At 59.5% G+C, this 15,356-nt stretch carries 6 protein-coding genes; 1 reads left to right on the forward strand and 5 read right to left on the reverse strand.

What is annotated here, in order from left to right; genetic code table 11:
• Window positions 1-612 precede the first annotated feature (612 nt).
• The 3 genes from ABJK56_RS05485 to ABJK56_RS05495 all read right to left on the reverse strand — a co-directional run bounded on the left by ABJK56_RS05485 (window position 613) and on the right by ABJK56_RS05495 (window position 5,023).
• Window positions 613-1,884: a hypothetical protein gene (locus ABJK56_RS05485; RefSeq protein ID WP_347243660.1), complete on the reverse strand. Its 1,272-nt coding sequence runs from the start codon at window positions 1,882-1,884 to the stop codon at window positions 613-615.
• Between the two features lie 99 nt (window positions 1,885-1,983).
• Window positions 1,984-2,982, reverse strand: coding sequence for a lipoyl synthase (lipA, locus tag ABJK56_RS05490; RefSeq protein WP_347243688.1), 999 nt, complete (start codon window positions 2,980-2,982; stop codon window positions 1,984-1,986).
• Window positions 2,983-3,022: 40 nt separating this feature from the next.
• Entirely contained in the window at window positions 3,023-5,023 is a 2,001-nt protein-coding gene (locus ABJK56_RS05495) for a S1 RNA-binding domain-containing protein (RefSeq protein WP_347243661.1), read from the reverse strand.
• A 552-nt stretch (window positions 5,024-5,575) separates the two neighbouring features.
• Here ABJK56_RS05495 and ABJK56_RS05500 point away from each other — a divergent pair.
• Window positions 5,576-7,054: a hypothetical protein gene (locus ABJK56_RS05500; protein ID WP_347243662.1), complete on the forward strand. Its 1,479-nt coding sequence runs from the start codon at window positions 5,576-5,578 to the stop codon at window positions 7,052-7,054.
• Window positions 7,055-7,195: 141 nt separating this feature from the next.
• Here ABJK56_RS05500 and ABJK56_RS05505 read toward each other — a convergent pair whose 3' ends face one another.
• Window positions 7,196-7,864 carry a hypothetical protein gene (locus ABJK56_RS05505; RefSeq protein ID WP_347243663.1) on the reverse strand — a complete coding sequence of 223 codons (669 nt, stop codon included), beginning with the start codon at window positions 7,862-7,864 and terminating at the stop codon, window positions 7,196-7,198.
• Between the two features lie 110 nt (window positions 7,865-7,974).
• Window positions 7,975-15,096: an excinuclease ABC subunit UvrA gene (gene uvrA / locus ABJK56_RS05510; protein WP_347243664.1), complete on the reverse strand. Its 7,122-nt coding sequence runs from the start codon at window positions 15,094-15,096 to the stop codon at window positions 7,975-7,977.
• Window positions 15,097-15,356: the final 260 nt, after the last annotated feature.

A 15,356-nucleotide genomic window follows, 5' to 3' on the forward strand; every position in this document is an offset into this window, starting at 1 on the left:
GACGAAAGAGATCGGCTTGGGGAAGGAACGGACGCCGAAGCGGGAGACGGTCGCGTTTGAATCGTGCCAAGTTGGGATTGAAACGTAGAAGAAAAAAGTTTTAAGAGAAGATGAAACTCTTCTCTTAATCGAATCAAGTTGGGATTAAAACGAATAAGAGCCGACCAACCAGCGGCAATGAACAATGGGTCCTTCCAGTGTCGGCCGGTACAAAAGCAACGACTCATCTCCGCTGTTAATGAGAGAAAAGGCTGCCTGGCGATCCAGCTTGCCTTGGGTTTCAATACTCACTTATCTGGCGCGTTAATCCGTCCCATTTCGAACCCAGAAAAAAGCGGGCCGCTTGGCAGTCGGGCGTGTGTTCTTGCAATCCATGAATGGTTTTTCCAGAAATCGAATCAGCTCGCTGGTCGTGAACCGGCCGTCCAGGCGATTCATGAATCATCAATGCCCAGAACGGTTCAACCGCGCTCCACGCGCTGGCGATGCGCTTTAGCAATTGGCCCCACCGCACCGGGATGGCCAGCCCGTGGAAAACCGGCCTGCCCCCTGGCTGTTCCTAAAGTGTGAAAGGGAAATCCGCGCGATCGCTCGGCGTGCCTTCCCCAGCGATCAGCGGCGTAAACCTGCCGGTCTGGGTCTTTCGTGGAGTGCCGAGATCGAGTGGGGATGCAGGCCAGGTGTCACTTCGTGCGGCTGGCCCAGGTAACGAACGAACCAGTCGGCTGCGCGATCGACGGCCCCTTCCCAGCCGAGCGATTTTTTCAGTTCTCGGAGAACAGCGACAACCTTTTGCCTTTCTTCGGCGTCGCTCAGCCAGGTGGCAAGGCGCCGGCAGATCTCCTGTGTTACATCACGCGCGGTAAGAAATTCGGGAAAGAGGGCGTCCGTGGGGGCTGGTGTGGTGGGGTCATTGGGCGGGAGTTCGGCGGCGTGCCGACCTCCATGACAGAGGAGATTGACCAGCGTGATGTACTTGACGCGACGGACGAATTTCTCAATTCGGGCAGCCAAGGGGCTGATTCGGTAGAGAATCACAGTAGGCTTTTCAAAATAGAGAAGTTCCAGAGACACCGATCCAGAGACCGCCAGGCAACATGTCGCCGACTGAATCAATTCAGGCGTTTTCCCTGTCAGAATGAGGGCGCGAACATCGAGCTGGTGGGCCCAGCGCTCCATGAGTTGGGCCTGATGCGGCCGAAAAGCTGCCACGGCCACACGGAGACTGGGAATTTTTTCCCGCAGACCGGCCGCCACTCTCAGCATGGCTTGTCCGTTGGCGTGGACTTCTTGATCGCGGGAGCCCGGCAGAATGGTGAGTAACGGGCGGGGATCGCCCGTCAGTTGTGCCACCAGCGCGGAATCGCGCACGGCCCCAGCGCATTCGTCAAAAAAGGGGTGACCCACGTAGGTGGCAGAACAACCACGGGCGGCAAGCCATTGTTCCTCGAAGGGCAACCAGCAGAGGGCATGGTCAATCCAGCGACGCATCTTTCGCACTCGCCACCGTGCCCAGGCCCAGATTTGCGGAGGTCCGTAGAAAAAAACGGGGATTCCTCGGCTTTTGGCAGCCTTGGCTAGGTGCCAATTGAAACCGGGAAAGTCGATGAGCACCACCGCGTCCGGACGGTGACACTCCATTTCTACGACGGCCTGACGATAGAAGCGGTAAAAGTGATGAAGTTGGGCAATCGGCCTCAAGAAGCCCATCACAGCATGGGAGGTCAAATCGGCGAGAAGGTGGCAACCGGCCTGCGCCATGCGTGGTCCGCCGAACCCAAGGCAAGTGAAGTTGGGAAGTCGACTCTGCAGTGCCGAGATGAGGGCCGCACCGTGCTGGTCACCACTCGGTTCGCCTGCCGAGAAGAAGATTCTGTACTCCATGGGCGCCTCCTTGCTGCGTCGCTATCATGATGGCCCGGCCGACCACGGGGAGCCCAGTCCCTGCGCCGATTAAATTCGGCTGGGGCTGAAGTCTCACGCTTAGGAGTGTAGCGAAGCAGCGCCCTTCTCACAATGGCCGATCGTCCCACCAAATGTTGCGTCACGCTCGGTGGTAGCGGAAGCGTGTGGGTCTGAAGCCGGTTTCTGCAGATGCGCAAAGACTTCTCCCGCATGATAACTGGATCGCACGAATGGGCCGCTGTAAACCTCCTTGAAACCGATGCGCCGTGCCATGTCCGCTAAGTATTCGAATTCTTCGGGATGGTAATATCGGACGACGGGGAGATTCTGAGGGGTCGGTTGCAGATACTGGCCCACGGTGAGGATATCCACGCCCGCCGCCACCAGATCGGCGAAGGTGTCGAAGAGTTCCTGGTAGGTTTCTCCCAGGCCTACCATCAATCCGGACTTGGTACACAGGCCGGGAAATTCCCGCTTGAGTCGGCGGAACATGTCCAGTGTCCAGCGGTAATTGGCCTTGCGTCCCCGCACGGTGGCGTAGAGCCGGGGAACGGTCTCGGTGTTGTGATTGTAAACGTCCGGCCGGGCCGCCGCGACGGTGGCTACAGACTCCCACCGCCCGTGAAAATCGGACGGGAGCACTTCAATGGTGGCATGGGTGAGGGCACGGAGGGCTTCGATCGTGCGCACAAAATGGGCGGCGCCACCGTCGGGAAGATCGTCCCGGGTGACGCAGGTGATGACCACATGTTTCAGCCCCAGAGTGGCAGCGGCCTGGGCGACGCGGTGGGGTTCCGTGGGGTCCAGGGGCTGTGTTTTCCCTTTTTTCACGGCACAAAAACCGCACCGCCGCGTGCAGACCTCGCCCATGATCATGAAGGTCGCTGTTCGCCGGGCGTAGCACTCCATGCGATTGGGGCATTTGGCGTGCTCACAGACCGTGGTCAGGCCCAGGGTTTCCACCAATCGGGCGGTGAAATGATTGCCGTTCCCCTTGGGAACTTGCCGCTTCAGCCAGCGCGGTAAACCCCTCTGGCGGTGGCTTTCCAGGTCCTCGCAGGATTCACGGACAACGATGGGGAGCTGAATGGACGTCACTGTTCGAATTGACTCCCGATCATTTTTTCAACAAATCGAGCAGACTCTGGCCGGGACTACTTCCCAGACCACCCTTAAGCGGCTTCGACGGCTTCTGTTTTTTGGGTGGCGGTGGCGGAGAGGGTGTCTCCGAAGTCTGCGTGGCGGTTTCGGAGCTTTCCGCCTGTGGGGCAGGCTCCGGCTCTTTCAATTTCATGGCCGCGCGGATGGAGAGGCTGATTTTCTTTTCCTGCGGATCAAACGCCAGAACCATGACGTCGACTTCGTCGCCCTCTTTGACGACGTCTCTCACCCGCGACACACGCTTGGTGGAAAGCTCGGAAATGTGAACAAGGCCTTCCACCCCGGGTTCCAATTCCACGAAAGCGCCGAAGTCCATAATGCGGGTGACGCGGCCCTTCCAGAGTGACTGTGGGACGTACTTCTTATCCGCGTCCTCCCAGGGATTGTAAAGCAGATCGCGATAACCCAGGCTGATTCGTTGGTTTTCGCGATCCACCTTATCAATTCGGACCTTGATGGTCTGGCCTTCGCGGAGGACTTCACTGGGATGCTTGATCCGTCCCCAGGCGATCTGGCTGATGTGCAGCAGCCCGTCGACGCCCCCGATATCAACGAAGGCCCCGAACTCCGTGAGACGCCGCACGACGCCATCGCGAATCTGGCCCGGCGTCAGCGAATCCCACAGGAGGCGTTGTGCTTGTTCGCGTTCCCGTTCCAGCACAGCGCGACGGCTGAGCACCAGATTTTTGCGTTGCGGATCCGCTTCCAGAACTACGCAGGTGAACGACTGGCCCACGTATTCTTCCGGCTTTTCCACACGGAAAATGTCAATCTGACTGATCGGGATAAAGCCGCGGATGCGGTTGACCTCGCATTCTAAACCGCCTTGGTTGACGCCCGTCACCCGAGCTTCCACGAGCATGCCCTCGCTGAGATCGGCCCAGTCGGCGACATCGGCCGCGGCCGCCGGCAGGACGAGTTCGTAAACGCCTTCTTCGGGGACGAATCGGACAACGCGGACTTCCACGGATTGTCCAACTTCCGGAGGTTCGCGGAACAGCTTGAGCGGTACAATCCCCTGTTCACGGAGGCCGAGTTCCACGAAGACGTTCTCGCCCCGCACGGCCAGCACTTTGCCCACGTGGCGGGATTCCGGCTCGAGCTGGCCGACTTTGACCTTGCTGGTGGTTTCTGAGATGAGTTGTTCGACCGGGACGTCACTAAGGGCCTCGGCGAACTCTTTTTCCAGATCAGGCGGCAAACCCGCCCGACGGTTGAACAGGTCCTGGACCGCCTCCCGCGTGAGAATCTGTGCCGATCCTTGCACCTGTGCCCGAAGCTGGTCGATTTCACTGGCGAGAACTTTTTCGGGAGGCTCTTCCTCATCCTCGGGGAACTTGGGCAAGGGCGAAAAGACGCGCGCTGGTTCTGCCTCGGCTGGGGTGGGCTTCTTCGCTGCGGTCTCATCTGGTGGCGTGAAGGTGCTGGTCTCAGCGCCGCCTCCTGGGGCAACATCCGCTGCTGATGAAGCCACAGCGTCTCCGACGGCCGGTGTGTGGACCTCCGCGTCTCCGCTGACACGGACCGCCTCGCCTTCGGCAACCGTGCTGCCGCCGTCAGCAGGTGCCTGTTCCTCAGCCCAGCGCGCGCTGCTTACTGGGGGACTCTTTTCTCCGGCTGCCATTCCTGCGCGCGAAAGGGCTGGGCGGCTGGCGCGAGCAGATTCCGGGAGTGATGGCCTGGGTCGCGCTGGGGTCACAGGCCTGCCAGGCCGGGGACGGTAGGCGGCCGGGTCCCGCTGCGAACCGATCAGTATCCGAGGACGATTCGAAGAGGCCGCGTTTTCATTTTCGCCAGACGGCGCCCCGGCACCGCCAGCTTGATGGGTGTCCGCTGTTGCCGGCGGGTTTTCGGGGACGAACTGGTTCGCCTGGTCACCAACAGGCATGTCATTTTTCGGCGAATCAGCCGGACCGTCACCAGAATGGGGGAGAGAGTCTTGCGGTTCGTAACTCATAGAGATCGCTCGGAACTGCCAGCGTCCAATAACACGCGTTCCACGCCGGCCAAAGGCCGGTTTGTAACCTATGGTCTATTGTACGGGTAAAAGAAAGCTCACTCCAGGTGTGATGGGACGGAAGGGCTTTCCCGACATTCGAGCAGCCTTGGATGTTGGGGCGGACTGGCAAAACACACGCCCTGGAGACGAGCGCAACAAGTTGGGCAGGCCAGTAAGTCAAAAGTGGGGTTATTATCCCCCTGAAAGAGCTGATGTCGCTTAATTCGGCACAAGTGGCCCCAAACTTGAAAAAATCTTTGTGTCAGATTGTTTGACTGGAAGATAACTTGCGCTGCGCGCCGTCACAGTTTATCAGATCAAAGGTTTGCATCTCGCGAATTACGGCCCAAAATTGAGTAGAGACCGCGTCCCGGCGCTACTGTGCGCGGGGTGCGGGGGCCGTCCACGGTGACGGTGGTCATCTCTGATAAGGGCATCAAGAGGGAATGGACGTCAGAGTCCCGGGAATGTGCCTCTGGGGCTTCTGATCCCTATGGATGAGGTGAAAAGATGAAGACCACAATTTTTCCGACACGGTGTTTGGTCCCCGTGATCACGGCGGTGGGCGTTGTTTGTGCTGGGCTGTCCGGGGGTTTTGCCCAGGTGGTGACAAGCTCGGCGGTTATTTCGCCGTGTGAGGGGACGAGCTACCGCCTCGTCTATCAAACCGTGTACGAACCGGTGCAGGTCAGCACTTACCGGCTGGAATGCGAAACGCAATACGAGCAGCGTAAAGTGGTGACCTACAAACCGGTCTGGGAGACGGAGTACCGCGAGAGGCGGTACACGGTCAGTCGGCCGGTGGCCGAGACCAGCGTTCGCGAGGAACGGGTTACGGTCTACAAGCCCGTCTGGGAAACGCAGTATCGGGACGAAAGCTACAACGTCATCCGCTATGTGCAGGAAACGGCCGAACGGGAAGAACGCGTAAAGGTCCTCAAACCTGTTTGGGAAACCGAGGAAAGGGAAGAATGCTACACGGTGATGCAGCCGGTCCGTCAGGTTGTGTATCGCACACAGTACCGCACGGTGACGGAGCCGGTAGTCACCTACAAAACGCAGTACGTGGACCAGGGTCAGTATGTCGACCAGCTCGTCCTCAAACCGGGGCTGTTCCCGAACCGGTTGACGTGGCAGGCTGGTCAGCCGGTGGTGGACCCGGTGACCGGCGCAGTCACCTGGCAGCCCGGCGGATTGTATTGGGTGCCTAACAACCGCGGTCGCTATGAATTCCGCAAGGTATGGCAGCCGAACATCGTCGCCCAGGTGGTTCCCGAGACCCAGTACGTTGCCAAGGTGGTCACGGAGCAAGTGCCCGTGGAGGTGGTGACCTATCAGCCCCAAGAAGTGCGGCGGAAGGTCCCCGTCCAAGTTTGTCGCATGGTCGAAGAAGAGCAGGTCCGCAAGATTCCGATTACGGTGATGCGACCGGTGGTGGAGCGGGTGGAAAAGAAGGTGCCCGTCCAGGTATGCCGGATGGTGGCGGAAGAACAGGTTCGTCAGATTCCCGTGACCACGTACAAATGGGTTACGGAAGAGCGTGTCGAGCAGATACCGGTGCAGGTGTGCCGAATGGTCGCGGAAGAGCAGACGGTCACCGTTCCCCGCACGGTGCAGAAATATGTGCCGGTGACCTACACGTGCTATCGCCCGCGGACGGTCGTTTGCCGGGTGCCGGTGGATCCCTGCTTGGTTCCCGTCGACCTGTGCCCGGTGCCCAGTACCACAGTCGCGCCGAGCACAACAACACCGTCTCAGCCAACACCGGCGCCGGCGACTTCCGGTCAATCCACAAGCCCGGCCGAACAGCAGCCGACACTCCCTCGTGAGACGCAGCGTGTGCCGGAAAAGCCGGTTCCTGGCCCTGCTCCGTTAGAAAATGGTGGTGGTGCTTCGGGCGGGCCGTCACAGCCGCAAAGCGGTGCCCAGCCGCCTGCACCGGCCCAGCCGCCAGTTCCAAGCCCGTCTGCTTCAGGCAGCACGACGTGACAGATCGTCAACGACATCAAAAACAAGATGGGCCGGCTGCTAAACGTTGTTGGCACGTTGTGCGGAGGTCAAGCGCCGGCGGCTTGATACATTCCCGAAAACTTCCCCCAAATGGAAGGGCAGGGTGACGGCCCCTTCTTCTCACGACACGAGTTCCAGTGTTGCCCAGAGGCTGGGGTCTTCATCGTAGGGCAGCGGTCTTCCGGCCGTGAAGACGAATTCGCGATCGCGGGCGAGATCGCACACCGCATAGTTGAACCCCAAACGGGGATACTCGTGCGGATCGTAGCCCGTGAGGGCATCTTTCGAAAAGAGCATGTCCACGCAATACCCATCCGTGTATTCCCGGACGAGAAAATTCAAACTTCCTGGAGGCGGTGGATTCGGGGCTTCTTTTGCCCGGGGAATACCCACCCATGCCAACTTCGCTTCAATTGCCTGGTCGCTTGCCCCGTTTGTCAGCAATACAAAGCGGTGGCAGTACCGTGTGGCCCGGTGGACATCGTGGACTGCGCGGGTAGCAATCCACACGTGAATCCACTGAGCGGCGTGAACCATCCGCCGGGCTCGGGGGCCTATCTGCAGATCAAAAATGTGGAACCGCAGAGCCAATCCCGCCTCGTTCCAGCCTGCGCGAACTTCCAAGGGAGGAGTTGTGCCTTCCATCGCTGCCAGGTTGGGCAGGCGATAGGATTCATCCAGATTCGCACCATCCCTGTCCCAGAGGGTCGCGCAATGGCGGCAGGGCACCGCAAATTGAAAGAGCGCTCGCGCCGGGATGGAAAGCAAGGCACGTTTATCGCTGGCCATGGCGGGGTTCCTCATCGAGCGATGGCCTCTGTGTTCTCGTGGATCATCTCGGTTTGATGTGCGAGTTGCGAAACGACTGTTTCATCCGGCATAAGAGGGTGTTTGCTCAGTTACTCCATCAGGTCCGCGATGAAGGCCTCGGCGGCCTCCTGGAAGAATTTGCCGAATGTCGATGCATTGTTCAGTTTGCTCCCCGTCAAAAGGATTTCGATTCGGTCTTCTCTGGCACGGGAACCATCAATGTCCACATCGTCCCAGAGAGTTCGCAACCTGCCCAGGGGGAATTGATTCTTGGGAGCGCGAACCACCAACAACAGTCCCTCCGGTTTTTTGGTGTAGATGACCACCCATGTTTTCCGTGAAGGACCAAGCCGAAGCATGATCATGCGTTCATGGTTGGGGTCGATCTCCACGTCGGGGACGGCCTTTTTGATTCCAGCAACAATCTGGTGAAGGAGTTCAGGCCGCCACTGCAAAGACCGCGAGTTTATGCCTCTCTGGGCAAAGTGCCAAACCAGGTCGTACTGGGTGGTGGTCGAACCCTCACTGCTGGAAAGAGAGGCGTAATCCGCGAGTGCAGGCCCGAGGAAGCTCCAGAAGTTTATTTGCTCCAGCGACGCCAATTCGCTGACCCGCAGGTCAATGTCCCACCACACTCCATGCTGCCTGGTCGACAGAGAGGGGGGAGGCAGCGGTAGTTCCTCCTCCGGCGGTTCGTAGAGTTTCAAAAACGGAGAAACGGACTCCGGGACAGTACGACGGGCCGAGCGAAGACTCGTGAAACTTGTGAGCATCTTCGCGGCACGCCGCCCCGTTCGGATCCGCAGCCGGAGTTGAAGGTCGTCGCCGGTGTAGATATGCATGAACCAGGGACCCCGCGACTTCTGGGCACGGACCTCGATCACATTCTGAGCGGAATAATCAATCGCCAATTCTGGCTGCCGGCTTTCTAGAAACGTGATGAGCTTTTCCAGGATCTCTCGATCCCATCGAATGGGCCGTCCGTTCATCGCCGATGACCGGGTGAGATGCCAGGATCGGCCGTCGGTTTCCCATGGGCTCTTGACGTCGCTCAAGCCGGGCTCGGCTTCCGGTGTATGCAGGGGAATCAGATGGTCCTTGTAAGGATCGTACGGTTTGCGTTCTTTGCGAGGACTGTCTTCCAGAACGGGTGCGAGAACTTCGCCGGTGTAGGATCGCCACGGCGGCTGCGTCGTTGACGCCCCCGATTTTCCGTTCGGGCTTCCCTCTTCTGCCTGGCCTTTTTCGCGTTGCCACCAGCGAGAGTAGGCGACCACATCTTCCGGTGTCCCCGCCACCACAACATATCCCCCCTGTTCACCCGCTTCAGGCCCAAGATCGATGATCCAGTCAGCCGATTTGATGACATCCAGATTGTGCTCGATGACGACCACGGTATTTCCGAGATCAACCAACCGCTGGAGGACATCCAGAAGACGGGAGAGATCGTCAAAGTGGAGGCCGGTGGTCGGCTCATCGAGGAGGTAGAGCGTCCGTCCAGTGTCGGGACGTGCGAGTTCCGCAGCCAGTTTGACGCGTTGGGCCTCACCCCCGGAGAGCGTGTTGGCGGGTTGACCGAGTCTGAGATATCCAAGCCCCACGTCGCAAAGGACCTGAAGAATCCGGCGGATCTCGGGGATATTTTTGAACAGTTCCAGGGCCTCCTCGCAGGGCATATCCAGGACGTCAGAGATCGATTTTCCGTGATACGTGACGGCGAGGGTTTCCGCGTCATATCGCCGACCGTGGCAGGCGTCGCATTCCACCCAAACATCCGGCAGGAAGTGCATTTCGATCTTGATCTGTCCGGCACCTTCGCATTTCTCGCACCGGCCGCCCGGCACGTTGAAGCTGAACCGTCGTCGGGTGAAGCCGCGGCGTTTGGCCTCCGGTAATTGAGCGAATAGATCGCGGATTTTGTCGAACACACCCGTGTACGTAGCGGGGGTAGATGTGGGAGTCTGACCGAGCGGCTGCTGATCCACCCGGATGACTTTGTTGATCAGCTCCACGCCCCGCAGGCGATCGAATTCTCCAGGGACGGTATTGGCTCGGTGGAGGTGCCGGGCGAGGGCATGATAGAGGACGTCCTCCACCAACGAGCTTTTGCCGCTGCCACTCACCCCGGTAATCACGGTGAAGGTCCCCAGCGGAATGGCCACGCTGATGTTTTTGAGGTTGTTATGGCGCGCTCCGTGGACTTCCAGCCAGCCGCCGCCGGGGGTGCGAAATGTTCGCCAAACGGACTGGCCGGGCACGGATTCCTGAACGAGCGAGCCGGGCTCGCCGGTCCACCAGGAGGGCATCCGCCGGTTAGTGGGCGTAAAAATCGCTTTTTTGCCGGAAAGGTACGGACCAGTGACGGAGCTCCGATTGCGTGCCACCCGCGTCGGTCGCCCCTGAGCGACGATCTCGCCTCCCTTGTCGCCCGCCTCGGGACCGAAATCCAGCAGGTGATCTGCCGCCTGGATGACCTCCCGATCGTGTTCCACAACGAGGAGCGTATTCCCCAGGTCACGTAGTTTACGCAAAGCGGCGAGCAGACGATGGTTGTCGCGAGGATGGAGGCCGATGGTCGGCTCATCGAGCACGTAGAGGACGCCGCACAGACCGCTTCCCACCTGGGCGGCGAGCCGGATGCGCTGCGATTCTCCGCCGGACAATGTGGGTGCCGAGCGGGCAAGGGTCAGATAATCGAGGCCCACGTCCACCAAAAACTGCACCCGGCTGGCGATTTCTCGCACAATGTCGCCGGCGATTTCTTGTTCACGTGGGGTCAGTTGCCAGGAGCGGACCTCTTCCAGGAGGCGTCCCAAGGGCAAGCGACACCATTCGTCAATAGTGCGATTACGGAAGCGGACCGCCGCTGCATCATCACGAAGACGGCTGCCGCCGCAGAGGGTGCATTCGGTCTCCGCGACAATGTCCTGGAACGCGGCACGCAGCCGGGGCGAAGTCGCAGTCACTGTTTCCAGCGTGGGATAGAGCCCTTTGTACTGGAATCGGAGGAGGATCCGGCGATTCTCAGCCGTCTCGTCGCCAGACGAAGTTTCCGCTGACTTCTCGCCGCGCATTTCGCGACGGATCCGTTCGTAATCTTCCTCCCACACATCGAACCATCGCTCGCCCGTTCCGTGGAAGATCAGTCGTCGGGCAATGCCGGAGAGCTCTTCCCACGGTACGTCGAGAGGAATGCCGGTCTCCCGGCAGAGGGCCTCCACCACCGCCCGGGAAAGCGGCTCGTCATGGGTTGGCCAGATGGCCAAGGCCTGTTCGCGAAGAGTTGCTTTGGGATTTAGAACCAGCGCAGCAGGATCGGCGCCCACCTCTTTGCCCAGTCCTTCACACCCGGGACACCATCCCAGGGGACTGTTGAAAGAGAAATGGTTGGGCGACAGCGGCTCGAAGCTGCGCCCGCATTTTTCGCAGGCGAAATGCTGGCTGTGCCGGACAGTTTTCCAGAACTGTTCCGGCGTGCGGTCGTTGGGATAGAGGACGATCATGACGCCCTCTCCCAACGACAGCGCCATCTCCACGCTCCCCGCGATGCGCTCCCGCTGGTCTGGTCGGACGACAACGCGGTCCACCACCACCTCCACCGCGTGCTGGCGGCGGCGATCGATCCGTGGGGGTTCGTCCAAACTGTGGATGATTCCGTCCACGCGAACCCGGGTGAAACCACCGCGCCGGAGCTCGTCCCATAACTGGTTCACGTCGCCACCGTCGCGAAGATCGAGCGGCGCAAGGAGGAAGAGCCGCGTGCCCTCGGGATGGGCCATCACCTTGGCGATGATCTGATCGGCCGCCTGCGTCCCCACGGGAATTCCGCACTGGGGGCAGTAGGGTTGCCCCAGTCGCGCCATGAGGACGCGGAAATAATCGTAGATCTCCGTGACCGTACCCACCGTGGAACGTGGCGTGTTTGCCGCGTGTTTTTGTTCAATGGCAATCGCCGGCGAAAGCCCTTCCACATGATCCACCTTGGGCTTTTGCATCTGGCTGACAAATTGCCGGGCGTACGTGCTGAGGCTTTCCACGTACCGACGTTGCCCCTCCGCGTACACCGTGTCCATGGCCAGGGAGCTTTTCCCCGAGCCACTTCTCCCGCAGCAAACGGTGAGCTGATCCCGAGGAATTTCCACATTGATGCCTTTGAGATTGTGCTGGCGGGCACCGCGGACGGTGATGGCGCGGATGGGTTTGGCCTTGCGGGTGCGGGCCTTCAGGCTGCGGAAGAATTCTTCCCGTTCCCTGCTCTTCCCGTTCAGCGCCGGCAAGGTATGCCCGGCCAGAATGTGCCGGAGGAAGCGGCCTGTATGGGACGCTTCCACCTGGGCCACCTCCTCAGGTGTTCCCGTGGCCACGATATATCCGCCGGCATCACCACCTTCCGGTCCCAGGTCGATAATCCAATCGGCGGTCTTGATGACTTCCAGATTGTGCTCCACAACAATCACGGTATTGCCGGCATCCACAAAGCTGTGGAGGACCTTGAGAAGCAGCTCAATATCGGCAAAGTGCAGTCCAGTGGTGGGCTCGTCGAGGATGTAAATCGTCTTTCCCGTGCTTCGTTTGGTCAGTTCCCGCGCGAGCTTGATCCGCTGGGCCTCACCGCCGGAGAGCGTTGGTGAGGGCTGGCCGAGCTTCATGTAATCCAATCCAACGGCGTGAAGCGTCTCCAGTTTATGACGGATCGGTGGGATGTTCTCGAAAAGCTCGAGGGCTTCGCGAACGTCCAAGTCTAACACATCGGCAATGTTTTTACCCTTATACCGAATTTGCAGCGTCTGGCGATTGAAACGCTTGCCCTCACAGACGGGACAGGTGACCCAGATGTCGGCCAGGAAATCCATTTCTAATTTAGTGGCGCCGTTACCTTCGCAGGCTTCGCATCGACCACCCGGCACATTGAAGCTGAATCGACCAGGTTTGTAGCCCCGCAGACGGGAATCGGGTAACTCCGCAAACAATTTGCGAATGTCGTCAAACACCTTAATGTAGGTGGCGGGATTGGAACGCGGCGTCCGGCCGATGGGCGACTGATCGATGGCAATCATTTTGTCGAGGTGCTCCAACCCCTCGATGGTGTCGAACGCGCCGGGATTGCCTGTTCCGCCATTTAACTCGATATTCAACGCCTCAACGAGGATGTCGCTGACCAGCGAGCTTTTTCCGGAGCCGGAGACGCCCGTCACACACACGAACAACCCGAGGGGAATTTCCACATCAATATTTTTGAGGTTATTGTGGCGTGCGCCGCGGATGACGAGTTTTTTTTGGGTGGGAGACCTCCGCTTCTCGGGGACCGGAATCCTTTTTCGTCCGGAAAGATACTGGCCGGTGAGGCTTTCTGGGACTTTGATGATCTCTTCGAAGTCGCCCATGGCCACAATCCGACCGCCTCGGCTACCAGGTCCCGGACCGAAGTCCACGATGCAGTCGGCCGCCCGCATCGTGTCCTCGTCGTGTTCCACAACGACCACAGTATTGCCCTGATCGCGAAGTCGGGCGAGGGTTGCCAGGAGGCGATCGTTGTCACGGGGATGGAGCCCAATCGAAGGCTCGTCGAGGATGTAAGTGACACCCACCAAACCCGAGCCGATTTGCCCCGCCAGACGGATGCGCTGCATTTCTCCACCGGAGAGAGTGGGGGCCGAGCGATCCAACGTGAGGTAATCCAGCCCCACGTTGCCGAGAAACTCCAATCGACTGCGGATTTCCTTGAGCGGTTCTTCGGCGATCTTCCGGCCGACAGCGTCTAGCTCCAAATCAGTAAAGAATAGTTGCGCTTCGGAAATAGGTAGGGCACAGACCTCGGGAAGCGACTTTTCCGGAAAATCTGCAAAGTGAGGGTGGGTGGTCCGCAGTCGGACAGCCCGGGCCTCTGGTCGCAGGCGCGATCCCCCACAACCCGGGCACGGCACCAGACCGTAGGCCTGCTCCACCTGGCGACGATGCTCCGCAATCAGTCCGCCAGTTTGCAAGAGAAACTCGGCCAGGCCGGCAATTCCCGTCGCCTGCCAACAGCGTGTGGAGAAGTCGGCCTCCAGTTGCGGCTCGTGGCGGAGAGCGTCCACCCCATACATGAGGACATTTTGGGCGAAAGGAGAAAGCTCTTCCCACGCGGTTTCCAGCACCGTTCCCGGCTCCAGTTCGCACCGCGCTTCGAGCCAATCGGCAATGCGCCGCAGCACAGACCGCACCGCCGTGGGTGCCGAGCGCCATTTGCCCAAGAACGCGAAACACCCCTGCTGAATGGAACGATGCGGATCAGTCAAAAGTGCGGCCACGTTGAGCTGCTGAACGCGACCCAGCCCCTGGCACCGCGGACACATCCCCTCCGGACTGTTGAAACTGAACATCTGGGGGCTGGGCGGCGGAAAGCCGATCTGGCAATTGGGGCAGGTATAGCGGGAGGAAAAATGGCCGATGATTCTTCCCGCCCGCTCGCCCCGAGATTTCTCGTCATTGCCTGCTGCGTCGGACGCCGACTCGTCCGCACGGAGGAGAACCTCGCCCTCCGAGAATTTGAGAGCGTTCTCGACGGCTTCAGCGAGCCGGCTTCTCTGGCCCGGAGAAACCGTCAACCGATCGACGACGAGTTCAATATCATGACGCATCTGCCGCCGAAGCCTGAGATCTTCCTCCAGGCGGACGATCTCGCCGTCGATCCGCGCCCGGGAAAACCCCTGCCGCAATAAACTGGCGAAAAGATTGCGATGTTCTCCCTTTTGCCCGCGCACCAGAGGCGCGAGAACATACACCCTCTGCCCCGAGGCCGTCTCCAGAATTTGTTCAATGATCTTATCCCGCGGTTGGGCCTGAATCTTCTGTCCGCAGCGGGGACAGTAACAGGTACCCGCCCGGGCAAATAGAATGCGAAGGTAATCATAGACCTCGGTGATCGTGCCGACCGTGGAACGGGGGTTGGAGCCGGCTGTCTTCTGCGAAATACAGATCGACGGGGTCAGCCCATCAATTCGATCCACGTTCGGCTTGGCCATTTGGCCAATGAACTGCCGGGCGAAGGTAGAGAGGCTCTCCACGTAACGTCGCTGCCCCTCGGCATAGAGCGTGTCGAAGGCCAGAGAGCTTTTCCCCGAGCCACTCACGCCCGTAAAGCAAATAAGCTGATTGCGCGGGAGAACAAGATTGATTGCCTGGAGATTGTGCTCGCGTGCCCCCTGGATGACGATATCAGAAGCGGCCATGCCTTGTCACCCGATCCTCAATCTATAAAACTATGATGCTGATTTCTCAGATCCTGAACAAACGCGCCATCTAAGTGCACCACGTTGGACGGACGGGCTACAGAAAGATCACTACGCAATGAGAACAGATCCAATTTGTCCACCGTTTTTTGCCAGCGGTGTCTTGCCTGGGACTATCCACACCCGTTTCTGCCGGGATCGACCAGCCCACTTCCGGAAGCCTTTGGTGGATCGTTCAATATTGTGTCTCGGCTTTCCGG

The organism is Thermogutta sp. (genome assembly GCF_039793925.1).
Lineage (GTDB): Bacteria > Planctomycetota > Planctomycetia > Pirellulales > Thermoguttaceae > Thermogutta.